The sequence below is a fragment of the Agrobacterium sp. ICMP 6402 genome (assembly GCF_009498615.1).
GTDB lineage: Bacteria > Pseudomonadota > Alphaproteobacteria > Rhizobiales > Rhizobiaceae > Agrobacterium > Agrobacterium burrii.
This window is the reverse complement of the sequence record NZ_QSNV01000001.1, coordinates 315043-332919: the sequence shown is the minus strand read 5'-3', so window position 1 is coordinate 332919 and position 17877 is coordinate 315043. Positions and strand designations below refer to the sequence as shown.

Sequence of the window (17877 nt, the reverse complement as noted above, 5' to 3'; positions counted from 1 at the left end):
TGTCACCGCTCTCCGGCACTATTCGTGGCAGCCTGGTCTGTCCTCATGCTGCCGAGGACAGAATAGCCCCGGTCAGCTCATTCGAACGATATTCCGGTCAAGTTGCCGGACTTCGCCCTGAAGCGTGGCAAACGCCTTCATGGGAATATAGCCACGATGCATGTCGGCGGTTTTCAATGCCTGGGTGCGGATTGCGGAAGCTTCGTTTTCGAGCCTGTTGAATGCGCTTGCGGTCAACTTGCCCTGCTGGCGTTCGAAGTCGATCCTGTGGTCGGCGACGCGAAGCTCATGGAGAACGCGAACCAGATGCGGCCTCTGTCCGTAAGCGGCGGGGCCGGTATAGCCGGTATACATGTCGTTCATGAACAGGTCGTCATCGTTATGGCGGAAGAAATGTCTCCCACCCCGATCGAAATCGTGGGACCGTTCGCTATGCATTCCGCCGGAACCGGAATGCTCGCCATGCGAATGTCCGGCCGCGAAAGCACCGCCGGTGGCGGCCGCCAGAATGAAGGATGCAATTGTGACTGTTTTGAAAAGCGAGCGCATGGCACGCCTCCTTATTCATCGCAGGTCTGCGCCTCGCGAATCCGGCTGTCTCGCATCGTCGCGTCGCGATCGTTTCCGGTCACCGGCGACACTCAGCCTGGGAGAATATGTACTCCCCGCCGTGTGTAGCGTCACGTTAATCTTCCGTAACGCGCAGGACATCTAATGTTAAGGCAAGGGAACTCGTCTTGGCCGGGCGAGCCGCTATGGAGCGGCGCAGGAACGCCTGCGGAGACCGCATAAAGAAAATTGGCGCAGGCGGAAATGGCGGTCTCCGGCCTGCGCCAGTCCTGCCGCAAGCGGCATGGGACAGCAATGTTTTCGTGATCTGTCCGAACCGGATTTTCACAACCACTGCTTTGACCAAGACAGTATGGGCCGTCTCTTGCGCGAAACTTGTCTGGCTAAAATAATATATTCGAAAATACCAAAGCCCGACACCGAGGTGCCGGGCTTTGGTCGTTCTCCATCCGGGACTGAAGGTACTAAACCGGACGGAGACGTATTCTGACAAGGGCGGGCGGTGGATCGTCCGTCTCCAGCCTCCAAGGCTTTTGACTATTCGGCCTTTGCCATTTCACTGCGGATGATGGTTCTCAGATCGTCGATCGGCTTCAAGTCATCGCCGTCCTCGAAATGCCAGAATGTCCATCCGTTGCATGCGTCGAGACCCTGCACCTTCGCGCCGAGGCGGTGAATGGAGCCGGCGGTCCCGCCGGATGCCAAAGTACCATCGGCACGAATAATGGCGCTATAACGGCGCTTTGCATCCGTCAGAACCTGGCCGGGACGGACGAGGCCGCTTTCCACCAGCGTGTTGAAGGCAACGCGCGGCTCAGCCTTCTTGCCCGTCATGACGGTCAGTTCCGCCTTGCCGAGCGGTTCGACGGCGGCGATGCGGGCAGAGGCCGCGTCGATATAGTCCTGTTCGCGCTCGATGCCGACGAAGTGGCGGCCAAGACGTTTTGCAACGGCACCCGTGGTGCCGGAGCCGAAGAACGGGTCGAGCACGATGTCACCCGGCTTGGTGGACGCCATGATGATGCGTGCCAGCAAGGCTTCCGGCTTCTGGGTGGGATGCACCTTCTTGCCGTCGTCGCCTTTCAGCCGCTCGTGGCCGCTGCAGATGGGGAACAGCCAGTCGGAGCGCATCTGCACATCGTCGTTGGAGGCCTTCAGCGCATCGTAATTGAAGGTGTAGCCCTTGGCTTTCGGATCGCGGCTGGCCCAGATCATCGTCTCATGGGCGTTCTGGAAACGGCGGCCCTTGAAATTGGGCATGGGATTGGTCTTGCGCCAGACGATATCGTTGAGGATCCAGAAATCGAGGTTCTGGAGCATGGAGCCGACGCGGAAGATATTGTGATAGGAGCCGATGACCCAGATGGTGCCATTGGGTTTCAGTACGCGGCGGCAGGCGAGCAGCCAGGCGCGGGTAAACGCGTCATAGGCCTCGAAGGAGGCGAACTGGTCCCATTCGTCATCGACAGCATCGACCAGCGACTGATCGGGCCGGTGCAGCGTGCCGCCAAGCTGGAGATTATAGGGCGGGTCGGCGAAAATCGCATCGACCGACTGGCTCGGGAGGGCATCCAAGGCAGCGACACAATCACCTTTGATGATGCTGTCTTTCCAGGCGTCACTCTCGCCCGCACGATCAAAACCGGCACGCCGAAAATCGGCCAGCGGAAAAACTGCTGCCATTGGTACTCGCTCCATACGCTTACTCTCTACTGACGCTTATGGTTACCGAAGATGGTTATCAAAGCCTGAACAAGTCACGGAAAACGCAAAATAAATAGCTTTTAACGCTGACAGGTGGGATTTGCGGCGGCGGGCGGGGAACCCGAAGCGGCACGAAAACGTTGTGCACAACGGGTTAGTCTGTCGCGCTGTTCTGCGCGGCAGGAAGACGGCAATGGCAAGGGGTGATCCGCAATGGGGTCGATGATGAAAATGGCTTCTTTTTCCGCACATATCGTATGCGCTGCGCTTGTCGTTGCGGCGCTTCCATCGCCATTGCGGGCGCAGGCGCCAACGGCGCAATTTAACGTGGTAACGGATGCGGTGCTGTTCGATGGCGGCCCTTCGCTTGGCAACAGCAACAAGGTGCGTTGGGATTTCTACAAAACCGACCGCGCTGGAGCGCGAACCGACGAGAATGCCGGCGGCTCCTATGACGCCACCTTCGAGGCAAAACTGCCCGCCGGCAAATATGTCGGCGTCGCGGCACTGGGCAATGTGACCCGCGAAATTGCCTTCGAGGTGAAGGATGGCAGCGTCGCAAGACCGAAGGTGAATTTCGATGCGGCGGAACTGACTGTCGTGCCGAAACGCAGCCCTGATGGCGATGTGGAAAGCCAGGCGAAAACCGAAATCACCAAGGGTGATTTTAGGGATAGCGTCTACGGCCAGAATGCGGTCTTCGTGCCGGCGGGCGAGATTGTTCTCACTGGCAGCATCGGCCCGGCAAAGGCGCAGGAAACACTTGCCGTCAAGGCGGGCGAGACGATCAGCCACGAGCTTGTCATCCCCAGTGGCGTGGTGGTAGCCAGGGCGGTTTATGCGCAGGACGGCAAAGCTGTTGAAACGGACGAGATCCGTTTTGAGGCGATGTCGGCCAAGGAAACGCTTGATGGCACGCGCCAGACCATCAACGGGACTTACGGCACCGGTAAGATGATGGAAATGCCCGCCGGCGATTTCGTGATGCGCGCCCGTCTCGGTAAGGTGACGGTGGAGCAGCCATTCACCGTGACCGCCGGAAAGCGGTCCGAGATCACCATCAACCTCGATGCGGGCGTTCTGGCGATCACGGCTCCGGGCGCGGAGCGGATCGATATCGTCGAGACGACCAAAGACCTTCAGGGCACGCAGAAAGAAATTTCCGGCCGCTACGGCACACAGCATCAGGAAACCCTGCATCCCGGCGACTATTCGGTAAAGGTGAGCTACGACAAGAAATCCGGCCGCGACCCCAAGGAAATCAAGGCGACGGTCAAGGCCGCCGAGAGAACCGAGACGAATGTGGCGGAGTAGGTGCAAGCCGCTTCCCGGCCGGGCGCGCTGGCGGCTCGCCGATTTTTACGCCGGCGAACCCTGACGCCGCGATGCGGTCGCACAATCTGATCCACTGGCAACCGCGACAGGCCTGCCGGATATCTCCGGCGGCGAAAGCGAGACGCATTTTCGCCAGAAAGTCCGGTGTCGCCCGCAGCCGTTTTCCGGGGGCGAGCGTCTCGCCCAGAAGCGTCGAAACCGAAAGCCGGGCCGCCTCGTCCCGCTGCACCACACCCTCGTTGAAACAGTGGGCATGGCTTTCGCACAACAGGCCGACGCAGATATCATCGGGACCGTCCACCAGTTCGATATCCTCTTCGCCCGCATTCAGGCGAGCGGCGACACGGTCGTAATTTTCGACGAAGCCGGAGGTGTAGCCCTTGCCCACATAGGTCAGCATACAGAGAAGGTGGTGGGGGCGGAGCCGGACAGTCACGGGGCCGCCGCCTATCCGACAATCGCGAAGGCGTCGCGCACCGAGCCGGACGAGGTGCGGATCGCCTTGCGGCCGATCCATTGCACATGTCCGTCGAGAATGCGCACCGCCTCCTCCGCCCTGCCACCGCGCAGCGCGTCGATGATCGCCCGGTGGTCGGTATCGGTGCGGCGCTCCCAGCCGGCCCGCCAGGCGGAAAACAGGAAGCGGGCGCTTGCCGCATGCAGACCGTCGATCGCTTCCATCAGGCGCGGCATGTTGCAGGGCGCGGTGATGAGGCGGTGGAAGCGGCGGTTGGCCTCTTCCCAGTGCTGCACATCGACGGCGCTGTCGCCTTCGAGCGTTGCGGCCTCGGCCTGATCGAGAATGGCAGGGGTCATGTTGGGAATGGCGTGGCGCAGCGCCAGAACCTCAAGGGCTGCGCGCATTTCCGCCACCTCGCGCACGTCGTCAAGGCCGAAATCCGCGACCCTGACACCCCGGCGCGGAATGCTGGCGGCGAGACCCTGCGCTTCCAGCCTGCGGAACGCTTCGCGCACCGGCACATGCGACGCGCCGAATTCGGCGGCGATATGATCCTGCCGCAGGCGTTCGCCCGGCGACAGTTCACCGCGAACGATGCGCTCGGCGAGCGTACGGCTGATGCGTGCGGCAATGGTGTCTTCAGGTCGTGATTTCACTGGCTTGGGCATAATATCCCATAACGCATATGGCGCGAGACTGTGTAGCGGTTTTTGCAGGCGGGAAATAAGCGACAGCGAATATTTAAAGCCGTACAGGCACTTGCTGAAGCCGAACCAAGCTATGAGCCTGATGGGACCGACCCTTGCGGGTGAGCCGGTTGAGCTTGGCGCGGACATGGTCTAAAAGCCCGGCATCACTTTTCCAGGCAAATTCGATACAGGGAGCGCCCATGAGCGGCTTCGACCTCATTATTTTCGACTGCGACGGCGTTCTGGTCGATTCCGAAATCATCGCGGCACAGGTGGAATCCCGCCTTTTGACCGAGGCCGGTTATCCGATCTCCGTCGAGGAAATGGGCGAGCGCTTTGCCGGCATGACCTGGAAAAACATCCTTTTGCAGGTGGAAAAGGAAGCCAGCATTCCGCTGTCCGCCTCCCTCCTCGACAAGTCGGAAAAGCTGCTCGATGCGCGGCTGGAACGCGATGTGAAGGTCATAGAGGGCGTCAAGTTCGCGCTGTCGCGCCTGACCACGCCGCGCTGCATCTGCTCGAATTCCTCCAGCCACCGTCTGGACATGATGCTGACGAAGGTGGGCCTGAAGCCCTATTTCGCGCCGCATATCTATTCCGCCAAGGACCTCGGCGCTGACCGTGTGAAGCCAAAGCCGGATATCTTCCTGCATGGCGCGGCCCAGTTCGGCGTCTCCCCCGACCGCGTCGTCGTTATCGAGGATTCCGTCCACGGCATCCACGGCGCGAAAGCCGCCGGCATGCGCGTCATCGGCTTTACCGGCGCATCCCACACCTATCCGAGCCATGCCGACCGGCTGACCGATGCGGGCGCGGAAACGGTGATTTCGCGCATGCAGGACCTGCCCGCCGTGATTGCGGCGATGGCCGAGTGGGAAGGCGCTTTTTGAGTTGTGAAATCGATTCTTTCATGATCTGAATGGCTACATTGATCTTTCAATAAATGTAGCTACATTAATTCATGAAAATCATATGGGACGAGCCCAAGAGGCTCGCCAATATCGAGAAGCACGGCTTCGACTTTGCAGATATCGATGGCTTTGACTGGGAGAACGCCATCATCGAGAAAAGCTTGGCCGAATCGGGAAGTTCGCGCTTCAAAGCGATAGGACATTTCCGGAACGGGACTGTTGCCATGGCCAAAGCTGCAAAACTGAAAGAATTCAAACCCGGACACGGCTATACCGAAGCGGACTGGAACGCGGTCGATTTTCCGGAAATGACGGAAGAGGAACTCGCCAATACGCGTCCTGCCCGGGACGTTTTGCCGCCCGCTTTTTTTGAAGCAATTAATGAATACCGAAAGACACGTGGCCGCCCGCCGGTAGATAAACCAAAGAAACAGGTGACGCTGCGCCTCGATGAAGACGTGGTGGAGCGTTTTCGTAACAGTGGCAAAGGATGGCAAAGCCGCATCAATGAGGCCTTACGAAAGGCAGCAGGCATTTAAATTCGTTGCCACTCAACAGAAAACCGGAGCCTGCAGAAGCAGCCTCCGGTTTTTTCATCTAGCCCGTCAAATCACCGGCGCTTGGTCTTTGCCTTGGCGCTCTCGCCGCCGAAGCCGATATAGACGCTGACCGACTTCGGCGCGCCGCCCGGGCCATTGGGAATGGCAACGTGGTCATTGTTGAAGATGAACTGAGTGCCGGCCTGACCTGCCGGGACATCGATGGCAAAATTGGTCGTTTCGCCGTAGATTTCGCCGTCACCATCTTTCACCGTCACGCGGATGGGAACCGTCACGCGGCCGGGCTTGGCCATGGGGCCGGGAACGAGGCGACCCTGCGCCAGCACGTTGACCGTCAGCGTCGATTCGTTGGCGCTGCACGAACGCGTCGTGTCGGAGAGCGAAACCTGATAGACGAGTTTCTGCGGATCGTCCTTGGCGCCGCCGGCATAAACGCGGTGGACGGCGCTGGCGTCGAGAACTGTAACCGTCGGGCAATTGGCCTGCACCACCGGGGCAACGGCATTGGCCTGCGCCGCCGGAGGGTTGATGGCAAGCGAGTCCGCTGGATTGGAGGAATTGCACCCTGCAACGACGGCGAGAAGCGACATCGCGGCGGACAAACGCAAGAAATTCCCTGACACTCTTCTAATTCCCTCTCCATTGTCCCGGAACCGAACCGGAGACGCTGTTTATTGACCTTTCACGCAGGTTGGCGATGGTCTATAGCAGCGACGCCGGAAAAAATCGATTGGCATGTTCGGTTTTGCTTGAATTTTCAAAAAAGCCGTTCATGACCTCGCCAATCGCCTCATTTCCGTGAGACGCTGCCGATAAAGACGCCGGTAAGAACGGTAAGGACAAGGGACTATCTCGTGAAATATGTATCGACCCGGGGTGCGGCCCCTTCGCTTGGTTTCTGCGACGCGCTTCTGGCGGGCCTTGGCCGTGATGGCGGGCTTTACGTGCCGCGCGAATGGCCCTCCATGTCGAAAAAGGAAATCCGCAACCTGCGCGGCAAGTCCTATCAGGACGTCGCCTTCGAGGTTCTCTACCGTTTCACCGGCGGCGAAATTCCGGCAGACAAATTCAAGGCGATGATCGACGACGCCTATTCGACGTTCCGCCACCCGGCCGTCGTGCCGCTGACGCAGACCGGCCCGAACACCTTCGTGCTGGAGCTTTTCCACGGCACCACGCTCGCCTTCAAGGATGTGGCGATGCAGCTTCTCGCCCGGTTGATGGATTACACGCTGACGGAACGCGGCGAGCGCGCCACCATTGTCGGCGCAACCTCCGGCGATACCGGCGGCGCGGCGATCGACGCCTTTGCCGGCCGTGAGCGCACCGACATTTTCATCCTTTTCCCGAACGGCAAGGTCTCGCCGGTGCAGCAGCGCCAGATGACGACGTCCACCGCTTCCAACGTGCATGCGCTGGCGATCAACGGCAATTTCGACGATTGCCAGACGCTGGTCAAAGACATGTTCAATGACGTGAAGTTCCGCGACGGCGTGAAGCTTTCCGGCGTCAACTCCATCAACTGGGCGCGCATCATGGCGCAGGTGGTTTATTATTTCACCGCGTCGCTGTCGCTCGGTGGGCCGGACCGGAAGATTTCCTTCACCGTTCCAACAGGCAATTTCGGCGATATCTTCGCCGGTTACGTCGCCAAGAAGATGGGCCTGCCGATCGACAAGCTCGTCATCGCCACCAATGACAACGACATTCTGGCGCGCACGCTGAAAACAGGCCGTTACGAGATGCGCGGTGTGCAGCCCACCACCTCGCCCTCAATGGACATCCAGATCTCGTCCAACTTCGAGCGGTTGCTGTTTGAAGCCTATGGCCGTGATTCCGCTGCGGTAAAGGCGTCGATGGACGGCCTGAAGCAGTCCGGCGCGTTTGAAATTCCGCCGGCGGCCCTGAAATTCATCAGACGAGATTTCCGCGCCGGCCGCGCCACCGAAAAGCAGGTGGCGGCGACGATCCGTGAGACGCTTGAGAAAACCGGATACCTGATCGACCCGCATACGGCGACCGGCGTTTTCGTGGCGGAAAAGCACGAAAAGGCCGCCAGCCCGATGGTGGTTCTGTCTACCGCTCACCCGGCTAAATTCCCGGCGGCTGTAAAATCCGCTTGCGCAATCGAGCCTGCGCTTCCAGTATGGTTAGCTGACATTATGAACCGGGAGGAGCGTTTCGACATTCTGGACGCAGAGCTGAAAGCCGTGGAAACCTTCATCGGCCAACATGCACGCGCCGGCAAATAGAGACGCGGAAAGACGTTGAGTATGAGAGTTAATGTGACCCGGCTTTCGTCCGGGTTGACCGTTGTGACGGAGAGAATGCCGCATCTCGAAAGCGTTGCTCTTGGGGTGTGGATCAAATCCGGGTCCCGCAACGAGACGACTGCCGAACACGGCATCGCCCATCTTCTCGAACATATGGCCTTCAAGGGCACGGCGCGCCGCACCGCAAGGCAGATCGCCGAAGAAATCGAAAATGTCGGCGGCGAAGTCAACGCCGCGACATCGACGGAAACAACCTCCTACTACGCCCGGGTCCTGAAAGACCACGTCCCGCTCGCCGTTGATATCCTTGCCGATATCCTGACGGAATCGCTCTTCGACGAAGACGAGCTGGAGCGCGAGAAAAACGTCATTCTCCAGGAAATCGGCGCTGCGACCGATACGCCTGATGACGTGATCTTCGATAATTTCTCCGGTGTCGCCTATCGCGACCAGACCATTGGCCGGCCGATCCTCGGCACGCCGGAAACCGTTCAATCCTTCACCAGTGGTCAGATCCGGCATTATCTTGCCCGCAATTATACGACGGACCGCATCTTCGTTGTCGCGGCAGGTGCTGTCGATCACGAAAGCTTCGTGAAGCAGGTGGAAGAGCGTTTTGCCTCGCTGCCGCTCGTTCCGGCAGCAACACCCGTCATGGAAAAGGCTATCTATACCGGCGGCGAAATCCGCGAGACCCGAGACCTGATGGACGCCCAGGTGCTGCTCGGTTTCGAGGGCAAGGCCTATCACGCCCGTGATTTTTATTGTTCGCAGATTCTGGCCAATATTCTTGGCGGCGGCATGTCATCGCGCCTCTTCCAGGAAGTGCGCGAGGCGCGCGGCCTTTGTTATTCCGTTTATGCCTTCCATTGGGGTTTTTCCGATACCGGCATCTTCGGCGTGCATGCGGCGACCGGCGGCAACGACCTCCCGGAACTGATGCCCGTCATCGTTGACGAGTTGCGCAAGTCTTCCCAAACCATCCATCAGGAAGAAATCGACCGCGCCCGCGCGCAAATCCGTGCACAATTGCTGATGGGGCAGGAAAGCCCCGCCGCCCGCGCCGGCCAGATGGCCCGGCAGATGATGCTTTACGGCCGGCCCATCCCCAATGAGGAGATGATGGAGCGCCTGAACGACATCACGCGCGAACGCCTGACCGATCTTGCGGGACGGCTGTTTTTCGATACAGTTCCGACATTGTCCGCAATTGGCCCGCTCGAACATCTGCCGCCTCTTTCAGACATCACTGCCGCGCTTTCCGCGCAGCAGCCTGCAAGGATAAAGGCGAACGGCTGAGAATGGCGGTTTCTTCCGCACAGGGATGGTGAATGCTGCGTTTTCTTTCCCGACATAGCGACACGCCCGAACTGCGCAGCGCCGACTATCTTCTCAGACTGCCGCGCTACAGCGATTTCAGGCAATGGCACGTGCTGCGCTCCGAAAGCCGGCAGTTTCTCCAGCCCTGGGAACCTACCTGGCGTCCGGATGAACTGACGGAAGGCTCCTACCGCACGCGCGTGGTGCGCAACGGGCAGGAATTTTCCTCCGGCACCGCCGTCTCGTTTCTGCTGTTCGAAAAAGAGACGCTGCTCGTCGGCGGCATCACCATCGGATACATTCGCCGGGGCGCTGCGCAGAGCTGCATGATCGGCTACTGGGTGGGCGAGCGCCACGCGGCACGAGGCCATATGTCTGCCGCATTAAAATTGGTAATACCATACATCTTTAACGGACTTCAGTTGCACCGTATCGAGGCAGCCTGTATTCCGGAAAACTTCAAAAGCATCCGGCTTCTCGAAAATGCCGGTTTCCAGCGGGAAGGCCTCTTGCGGGAATATCTGAAAATCAATGGCCAATGGCGGGATCATATGATGTTTTCCCTTCTTGCCGACAAGCAAAGCTCCGGCGGAACGAAGTACGATACATGACCTACAATCACCCTGCGCCTTGCTTGTCGAAACGTCTGGCGGCAATCGCACTGGCTGCACCGTTTTTCCTGCTTTTCCTGCTTTTCTCCTCCTATTCCTATGCTTTCGAGCCGGTGAAGATTTCCCGTGACGACACGGCCCTCGACCTCACCGCCACCACCGATATCTATGCCAATCAGGGCGAAGCCTTTCAGGTCTCGACCGCACCCGGTCCTGATGGTATCCGCCGCCGTATCGAGGTGCGCGCCAGCTCCACCGACCACCAGGGCGACTGGGCGGTTTTCGCGCTCGCCAACGTCTCGGAAGAACAGCTGGAGCGCGTCATCGTCGCCCCGCATTTCCGCCTCGTGAATTCCAAGCTGTTCTGGCCCGATCTCGGCTCGCAGCGCATCATGGCGATCACGCCGAGCGAAGGCTTTGCGCTCGACCGGCAGCCGAGCCCGGATGCCGACGTGTTCCGCATCACGCTCAACCCCGGCTCCGTCATCACCTTCGTCGCCGAGCTTTCGACACCGCAGCTGCCGCAGCTTTATCTGTGGGAGCCGGAAGCCTACAAGGACACGATCAACGCCTTTACGCTTTATCGCGGCATCGTGCTTGGCATTGCCGGCCTGCTGGCCGTGCTTTTGACCATCCTTTTTGTCGTCAAGGGCACCTCGGTTCTGCCGGCCTCGGCGGCACTCGCCTGGGCGGTTCTGGCCTATATCTGCGTCGATTTCGGCTTTCTTGAAAAGCTCATCACCGTCACTTCAAGCGACCAGCGAATATGGAGGGCGGGTGCCGAAGTGGCGCTCGCCTCCAGCTTCGTGGTTTTCCTCTTCACCTATCTCAATCTCAACCGCTGGCATGCGCATCTGGGTTACGCGACCTTTGCGTGGGTGGTGGGTCTCGCGTTGCTGTTCGGCGTCGCGATCTACGATCCTTCGGTCGCGTCAGGCATTGCCCGCGTGTCGTTTGCGCTGACGGCGACGGCCGGTATCGCGCTTATCGTCTATCTCGGTTTCAACCGTTACGACCGGGCCATTCTGCTGGTTCCATCATGGGCGCTCATCCTCGTCTGGCTGTTCGGCGGCTGGCTGACGGTGACGGGGCAGCTGGACAATGACATCGTGCAGCCGGCGCTCGGTGGCGGGCTGGTGCTGATCGTGCTTCTGATCGGCTTCACCGTCATCCAGCATGCCTTTGCCGGCAGTGCCTATCAGCAAGGCCTGTTTTCAGACCTCGAACGCCAGTCGCTGGCGCTGACGGGAAGCGGCGACACGGTCTGGGACTGGGATGTGACGCGCGACCGCATCGTCACCACGCCTGACATTTCCAACCGGCTGGGGCTGGAGCCCGGCACCATGCATGGCGCTGCGCGCAACTGGCTGCCGCGCCTGCACCCTGACGATCGCGACCGGTTCAAGGCGACGCTTGACGTGCTGCTCGACCATCGCAAGGGCCGTCTCAACCACGAATTCCGCATTCGCGCCGAAGACGGACATTTCCACTGGCTGCAAATCCGCGCCCGTCCGGTTCTCGGCTCCAACGGTGAAATCATCCGCTGCGTCGGCACCATCACCGATATTACCGAGCAGAAGAATTCGGTCGAGCGGCTGTTGCAGGATGCGATGAACGACAATCTGACCGGGCTTCCGAACCGGCAGGTGTTTCTCGACCGCCTGCAATCGATCCTCAACCTTTCCTCCGATAGCGAGGGCGTGCGGCCGACCGTGATGGCGATCGATATCGACCGCTACAAGCTGGTCAACGATACGCTGGGCATTGCTGCGGGCGACAACATTCTCATCGCGCTGACCCGGCGCCTGCGCCGTCTGCTGAAACCGCAGGATACGCTGGCGCGTCTCGGCGGCGATGAATTCGGTCTGATCCTGACCTCGGAGCGCGATCCGCAGCGTGTGGCCGATTTTGCCGATGCGGTGAACAAGGCGATCATGGTGCCGATCAATTTCGCCAATCGCGAAATCATCCTCACCGCCTCCATCGGCCTCGTCTCATGGATCGACCAGCAGGAAAGTGCTGCCGGACTGCTCAGCGATGCGGAGCTGGCCATGTATCGCGCCAAGCGCGCCGGCGGCAACCGTGTCGAGCCGTTCCGCCCCGCCTTCCGAACCTCCGGCACCGACCGGCTGCAAATGGAAAGCGACCTTCGCCGCGCCATCGAGCGCAAGGAGCTGTCGCTGGCCTACCAGCCGATCGTCAAGCTTGATGATGGCGAGCTGGCCGGCTTTGAAGCGCTGATGCGCTGGGAACACCCCAAGCGCGGCAATATTCCGCCGAGCGAGTTCATTCCAATCGCCGAGGCCTCCGGTCTGATCGAGCCGCTCGGCATGTTCGCTCTGGAACGCGCAGCGACCGATCTGATGGACTGGCAGCACGCCATCGAGAAGATGCCGATCTTCATTTCCGTCAATATTTCCAGTGCGCAATTGCTGAACAACGAATTGTACAACGATGTGCGCAGCATGCTGACGCGCACCCGCTGCAATCCGCAGCAGCTGAAGCTTGAACTGACGGAATCCGTTGTCATGGAGAACCCGGAACAGGCGCGGCTGGTGCTTTCGAAGCTCAAGGAAACCGGCCTCAGCCTCGCCATGGACGATTTCGGCACCGGCTATTCGTCACTCGCCTATCTTACCCGCTTCCCCTTCGACACCATCAAGCTCGACAAGGCGCTGGTGGCCAATACCAGCGACAAGCGCAATGTGCTGCTGCGCTCGGTCATCGCCATGGCGCGCGCGCTCGACATGCAGGTCGTGGCGGAAGGCATCGAAACGCCTGAGGATGCGGCGGAACTGGCGCGCATGAATTGCCATTTCGGGCAAAGCTTCCTGTTCGGTACCCCGGTTTCGGGCGACGCCGCGCTGAAGCTTCTGCGGGAGCGGTTCCAGCCGACGAAGCGGGCTTCGTGACGGGATAGCAGGGGCAATGTGTCCTGCTTTAGACGAACGCGACGTCATCCTCGGGCTCGTCCCGAGGATCTAATCACGCATCCTAAAATGACCGTTGGCAGATCCTCGGGACAAGCCCGAGGATGACGGAGGAGAGGTTATTCCTTCTCCTAAAAGTCTTGGATTTTTATAGCAACGCGCCAATCTTCACTGAACCATCGCCCCATACTGCGCATCCGCCGCCACCTTCCCATGCAGCAGGTCGTGAATGAACTCCATCTTCGCCACCACCGGCGGTGCCAGCACAAAGGGATAGAGGTCCGCCTCCCCCATGCTGCGCTGGATGGAGTTGATGGCGACGCTGAGCGGGATCCAGGCCTTGACCAGCTGCGCGGCGCTGCGGGCCTTATAGGGATCGAACGTCACCTCCGCCGCCATTTCCTCATGCCCGTCAGGATCGATCGCGACGCCGAAGGCGCGGGCGGTCTCAAGCGTATCGACAATGTGCAGATAATGCGCGAAGCACTCGGCAAAATCCTCGAAGGGGTGGACGGAAGCATAGGAGCTTATGAAAGTCTCCTGCCAGTCGGGGTGTGGACCCTGTTCGTAATTGCGTTGCAGCGCCGCGCCATAATCCTCGCGGTCATCGCCGAACACCGCGCGGCAGGCCTCCAGCCGGTTCGCATCGCGGACCAGCTTGTTCCAGATGAAATGCCCGACCTCGTGGCGGAAATGGCCGAGCATGGTACGATAGGGCTCATTCATGTTGGCTCGCACCTGCTCGCGCGTCGCATCGTCGGCTTCCGCCGCGCGAATGGCGATCAGGCCCTCGTCGTGGCCGGTCATGGCGGGAATGACGGAACCGTCGGGCGCGACCTCGTCGACCAGAAAATCGAAGACGAGCCCGCCGGCCGGATCGGCATCGCGGTTGGGATGCGGCAGGCCGAGCCGCAGCATCGAATAAAACAGATGCCGCTGCGCCTGGCTGATGCGCCGCCATTGTTCGATGCCCTGTTCGGTTGCGATGTCAGGCACCAGACGGTTGTGGCTGCAGGCGGGGCAAAAGGCGCTCTCGCTTTCCGCCGGCACCGACCAGTTGCAGATGTCGTTCACCTCATTGGCGCAAAAGCGTAGCTGTTTTTGCGGCTCCGCCACGATCTGCCAGTTCGGCTCGCCTGCGGGCGCCAGGGCCTCCATGGAAAGACGCTCCGGCACGAAGGCCAGGCGATGGCCGCAGGAGACGCAGAAACGATTATCGAAATGGACCGGCTGGCCGCAGGATGCGCAGGAAAAAAGCTTCATTGATGAAACCCTTGCGATGGATCAGTGGGGGGGGATGCAAACATACGATGGCAACGTGAACGGCGTAACAAACCCATCGTTCCGGCACCCCATACGATAAGAGCGCATGTGCGATAACACATGCGCTCCAAGCGCCGCACCGTTAGAGAGGCGCAATCCGTCAGGCGGCATTACATCCGGTCGACGGCGCCCTTGACGGCGTCTTTTGCCTTGCCGACGTTTTTCTGAACCTTGCCCTTGGTTTCCTGGGCGGCACCCTTGGCGCGCAACTCGTTGTTGCCGGTTGCTTCACCGACGTTCTTCTTGACCTTGCCTGCAACTTCGTTGGCTTTACCGGCGATCTTGTCTGATGTGCTACCCATGTCACTGCTCCCTAGTTGAGCCGTACTGTCTGTTCGGCTTTCCGGGTGACTAACGTGAGGGAGCAAGATTTGGTTCCAGCCTATAATTACATGGCGGCTGCGGAAATTTCAGGCGCGTCAAATCAAGCGTGGCCGGCATCCGTGGAGAGCATGCGCGCGTCCACGCCCATCAGGGCCAGCGCCCGTTCATATTTATTGTCCAGCCCACGGTCGAAAATCAGCTCTTCCGCCGCCGGGCAATTCAGCCAGCCATTATTGGCGATCTCGTTTTCCAGCTGGCCCGGCCCCCAGCCCGCGTAACCGAGCAGCATGGTAGCCTTTTGCGGGCCGCGGCCGTTGGAAATGGCGCGGACGATATCCAGCGTCGCCGTCAGCGAAATATCGTCGCTGACCGGAATGCTGGATTCGCTCAAATAATCATCGGAATGCAGCACGAAACCTCGGCCGGATTCGACAGGACCGCCGCACTGGATCGGAAATTCGCGGGTGCGGTTGGGCAGCATGATGGCGTCGTTGCTATCAACCAGTTTCAGATGCAGCAGAATATCGGTGAACGTGATCTGCTGCGGCCGGTTGATGATGAAGCCCATGGCGCCGGCATCCGAATGGGCGCAGATATAGATCACCGCACGGGCAAAATTACCGTCGTCCAGCCCCGGCATCGCCATGAGGAACTGACCATCGAGAAAGCCACGTTCGCGTTTGTCCATCAGGGTTGAAAAGCTCACCGGCGCCTCCAGCAGACCGAATTCCGTCGTTGAACGGAAAACGGCGTTCGCACTTCGACAGGGAACAGGATGCGGCATAGCGCCCGATCAATCAACCGAAAATGATGAACCGCACGAATTCGTAACTGGTCGGCTGAGCGATGTTGGGTTAGACGGAAGGAATGAGCGCCAGGACATTCTTCCGACTTTCACATCTTCGTTTCGCGGCCGCATTCGCCGTTCTCCTCGGCGGTGCTGACGTCGCCCGGGCCGAAATTACCGATTGGGCCAGAAGCGAAGGCGGCCAGATGCGCGTGGCAAGCCTTGCCATGGATGCCGATGGCGTGGTGCGCGGCGTGCTGCAGATCGAGCCGAAAGACGGCTGGATAACCTATTGGCGCGAGCCGGGCGAAGCCGGCATTCCGCCGAAGATCACGCTTGATCCGGCAAGCGGCGTGACACTCACCACCATGGCCTATCCCGTTCCCAAGCTCATCGAAAATGGCGAAATCACCGATATCGGCTACGACCAGGCCGTCAGCCTGCCCTTTCAGCTGAAGGCAGCCGACCCGGCGGCCAGCGGAAAGATCGACCTCACCGCCTTTATCGGGGTGTGCCAGAATATCTGCATTCCCTTCGAGGCGACATTCTCGATCGACCGTGGCAATGCCGGTGATGACGACCATGAGGAACGGCGCCTGCTCGAGGAAGCGCGCGAAACGCTGCCAGAAGCGGCATCCGACGATTTCAAGGTGATCGATTTCCATATCACGCCCGACAAGACCATGCTCGGCGTGCAGCTGCAATTGCCGGAAAACGCGCCGAAGGAAACCGAGATCTTCATCGCCGGTCCTTCGGGCTTTGCCTATTACGAACCGCAGAACCTGGTGCGCGACAAGCGCAAGCTCTCCTTCTACATGAACATCAAGGGCCTGCCGAAAACCTATCAGGTGCAGGGCAACAGCTGGCCCATTCTGGTCAAATCCGGGGATCGGGCGATGGAGACGATGCTGAATTTCCCGAAACCCTGAGCGCTTCTTCGGTCGTTCCCGAGCAGGTGATTCAGCTCTGGAATTTACCTCGAAAACCGCATGACAGATTTCATTTTCGTGCTCTATAGTCGCGCGAACCGAACGGCCACAGGAGCACTGATATGACCATCAAGATCGGCGAAAAACTGCCTTCCGCAACCTTCAAGGAAAAGACGGCCGACGGCCCGGTGGAAACCACCACCGACCAGCTTTTCGGCGGCAAGAAGGTGGTTCTTTTCGCCGTACCCGGCGCTTTCACCCCCACCTGCTCGCTGAACCACCTGCCGGGCTACCTCGAAAACCGCGACGCCATTCTCGCCAAGGGCGTGGATGACATCGCCGTCGTCGCCGTCAACGACTGGCACGTCATGGGCGCATGGGCGCAATCATCAGGCGGTCAGGGCAAGATCCACTTCCTCGCCGACTGGGACGCCGCCTTCACCAAGGCGCTGGGCCTCGATGCCGACCTTTCCGGCGGCGGGCTTGGCGTGCGCTCCAAGCGTTATTCGATGCTGGTTGAAGATGGTGTGGTGAAGTCGCTCAACGTGGAAGAGAATCCCGGTCAGGCGACTGTTTCCGCTGCTGCGGCGATGATCGAGCAGCTTTGACATTAAGAAGATGGCCTCTTGGCCCTGGATCTGACGTCATCCTCGGCCCTGTGCCGAGGATCTAATCACGTCCAATTCAATCGAGACGTTGCAGATGCTCGGGACAAGCACGAGCATGACGGAAGAGAGCGGCGAGAAGCCGTCCTCTCAAACATTCATATCAAACACCAGAAGACCGGCGAGACCGCCATCGGTGAGCGACACCAGACGTTCCCCCGCCTCCACATGCTGCGGATGGGCGAGATAGTCGTCGCGGGCCTCGGGGCTTTCGAGCGTCACGATGAAGCCGTCGACGAAGCCGCCGTTCAGGCCTTCGGGCGAGACATTCTGGCCGTATTTCACATCGATGATGCCGGGTATCACGTCCTTCAGGGCAGCGATCGCCTCGAACGCGGCGTGTTTTTCAGAGGATGCCGTCGCAGCCTTGAAGCGTAGAAATACACAATGCAGGATCATCCGGATTCCTCTCCTCCGTTGGACGCAACGCAGGCGCCCTTGACGACAAGATAAGTCGGGTTTCGGTTTTCACAACCCCGATAAAGG

The 17877-nt window shown here is 59.8% G+C and carries 18 protein-coding genes and 1 pseudogene; 10 read left to right on the top strand and 9 right to left on the bottom strand.

The annotated features are described in order from the left end of the window. Positions 1 to 72: 72 nt before the first annotated feature. The gene (locus DXT96_RS01630; RefSeq protein WP_153513314.1) at positions 73 to 549 is read right to left on the bottom strand and encodes a hypothetical protein; all 477 of its coding nucleotides are present in this window, start codon (positions 547 to 549) and stop codon (positions 73 to 75) included. A gap of 558 nt (positions 550 to 1107) precedes the next feature. After that, entirely contained in the window at positions 1108 to 2253 is a 1146-nt protein-coding gene (locus DXT96_RS01625) for a site-specific DNA-methyltransferase (RefSeq protein ID WP_153513313.1), read from the bottom strand. A gap of 234 nt (positions 2254 to 2487) precedes the next feature. Here DXT96_RS01625 and DXT96_RS01620 point away from each other — a divergent pair, with 234 nt between their 5' ends. After that, positions 2488 to 3588 carry a hypothetical protein gene (locus tag DXT96_RS01620; protein WP_153513312.1) on the top strand — a complete coding sequence of 367 codons (1101 nt, stop codon included), beginning with the start codon at positions 2488 to 2490 and terminating at the stop codon, positions 3586 to 3588. Here the strand turns inward: DXT96_RS01620 and DXT96_RS01615 are convergent. Then, positions 3548 to 4009, bottom strand: a complete 462-nt coding sequence (locus DXT96_RS01615) for a DUF1284 domain-containing protein (RefSeq protein ID WP_153514140.1) — start codon at positions 4007 to 4009, stop codon at positions 3548 to 3550. The two genes, DXT96_RS01620 and DXT96_RS01615, sit on opposite strands and share 41 nt — an antisense overlap. Positions 4010 to 4056: 47 nt before the next feature. Continuing rightward, entirely contained in the window at positions 4057 to 4737 is a 681-nt protein-coding gene (locus tag DXT96_RS01610) for a GntR family transcriptional regulator (protein WP_153513311.1), read from the bottom strand. 221 nt (positions 4738 to 4958) lie between these two features. On the opposite strand from DXT96_RS01610, the gene DXT96_RS01605 reads away from it, so the two are divergent. From DXT96_RS01605 to DXT96_RS26850, 3 genes and pseudogenes are all read left to right on the top strand, one after another. Continuing rightward, entirely contained in the window at positions 4959 to 5648 is a 690-nt protein-coding gene (locus tag DXT96_RS01605) for an HAD family hydrolase (protein ID WP_153513310.1), read from the top strand. 71 nt (positions 5649 to 5719) lie between these two features. Beyond that, a pseudogene (locus DXT96_RS27105) lies at positions 5720 to 5881 on the top strand (BrnT family toxin); the annotation flags it as partial. Positions 5882 to 5893: 12 nt separating this feature from the next. After that, positions 5894 to 6208 carry a BrnA antitoxin family protein gene (locus DXT96_RS26850; RefSeq protein WP_194287589.1) on the top strand — a complete coding sequence of 105 codons (315 nt, stop codon included), beginning with the start codon at positions 5894 to 5896 and terminating at the stop codon, positions 6206 to 6208. 71 nt (positions 6209 to 6279) lie between these two features. Here DXT96_RS26850 and DXT96_RS01595 read toward each other — a convergent pair whose 3' ends face one another. Further along, on the bottom strand, positions 6280 to 6819 hold the full coding sequence (locus DXT96_RS01595) for a PilZ domain-containing protein (RefSeq protein ID WP_153514139.1): 540 nt from the start codon (positions 6817 to 6819) through the stop codon (positions 6280 to 6282). A 264-nt stretch (positions 6820 to 7083) separates the two neighbouring features. Between DXT96_RS01595 and thrC the strand changes: the two genes are divergently transcribed. From thrC to DXT96_RS01575, 4 genes are read left to right on the top strand one after another with little or no spacing between them, the layout of a single operon-like run. Beyond that, positions 7084 to 8481: a threonine synthase gene (thrC, locus tag DXT96_RS01590; RefSeq protein ID WP_371418764.1), complete on the top strand. Its 1398-nt coding sequence runs from the start codon at positions 7084 to 7086 to the stop codon at positions 8479 to 8481. Between the two features lie 21 nt (positions 8482 to 8502). Continuing rightward, entirely contained in the window at positions 8503 to 9801 is a 1299-nt protein-coding gene (locus DXT96_RS01585; protein ID WP_149899014.1) for a pitrilysin family protein, read from the top strand. A 32-nt stretch (positions 9802 to 9833) separates the two neighbouring features. After that, on the top strand, positions 9834 to 10433 hold the full coding sequence (locus DXT96_RS01580; protein WP_153513307.1) for a GNAT family N-acetyltransferase: 600 nt from the start codon (positions 9834 to 9836) through the stop codon (positions 10431 to 10433). Beyond that, the gene (locus tag DXT96_RS01575) at positions 10430 to 13345 is read left to right on the top strand and encodes an EAL domain-containing protein (RefSeq protein ID WP_153513306.1); all 2916 of its coding nucleotides are present in this window, start codon (positions 10430 to 10432) and stop codon (positions 13343 to 13345) included. Before DXT96_RS01580 ends, DXT96_RS01575 begins: the two co-directional genes overlap by 4 nt. A 186-nt stretch (positions 13346 to 13531) precedes the next feature. Here DXT96_RS01575 and DXT96_RS01570 read toward each other — a convergent pair whose 3' ends face one another. From DXT96_RS01570 to DXT96_RS01560, 3 genes are all read right to left on the bottom strand, one after another. Continuing rightward, positions 13532 to 14626: a putative zinc-binding metallopeptidase gene (locus DXT96_RS01570; protein ID WP_153513305.1), complete on the bottom strand. Its 1095-nt coding sequence runs from the start codon at positions 14624 to 14626 to the stop codon at positions 13532 to 13534. A gap of 170 nt (positions 14627 to 14796) precedes the next feature. Further along, the gene (locus tag DXT96_RS01565; protein ID WP_003494272.1) at positions 14797 to 14988 is read right to left on the bottom strand and encodes a CsbD family protein; all 192 of its coding nucleotides are present in this window, start codon (positions 14986 to 14988) and stop codon (positions 14797 to 14799) included. 122 nt (positions 14989 to 15110) lie between these two features. Next, a complete protein-coding gene (locus DXT96_RS01560) occupies positions 15111 to 15716 on the bottom strand; it encodes a YqgE/AlgH family protein (RefSeq protein ID WP_142839235.1) in 606 nt (201 codons plus the stop codon). A gap of 161 nt (positions 15717 to 15877) precedes the next feature. Between DXT96_RS01560 and DXT96_RS01555 the strand changes: the two genes are divergently transcribed. Together DXT96_RS01555 and DXT96_RS01550 are read left to right on the top strand one after the other, a co-directional pair. Continuing rightward, a complete protein-coding gene (locus DXT96_RS01555; protein WP_153513304.1) occupies positions 15878 to 16726 on the top strand; it encodes a protein-disulfide reductase DsbD domain-containing protein in 849 nt (282 codons plus the stop codon). A gap of 122 nt (positions 16727 to 16848) precedes the next feature. Further along, complete coding sequence (locus DXT96_RS01550) at positions 16849 to 17334, top strand: peroxiredoxin (protein WP_153513303.1); 486 nt, start codon at positions 16849 to 16851, stop codon at positions 17332 to 17334. A gap of 147 nt (positions 17335 to 17481) precedes the next feature. On the opposite strand, the gene DXT96_RS01545 is transcribed toward DXT96_RS01550, so the two are convergent. Next, positions 17482 to 17790 carry a Dabb family protein gene (locus DXT96_RS01545; RefSeq protein WP_149898738.1) on the bottom strand — a complete coding sequence of 103 codons (309 nt, stop codon included), beginning with the start codon at positions 17788 to 17790 and terminating at the stop codon, positions 17482 to 17484. Between the last annotated feature and the right edge of the window lie 87 nt (positions 17791 to 17877).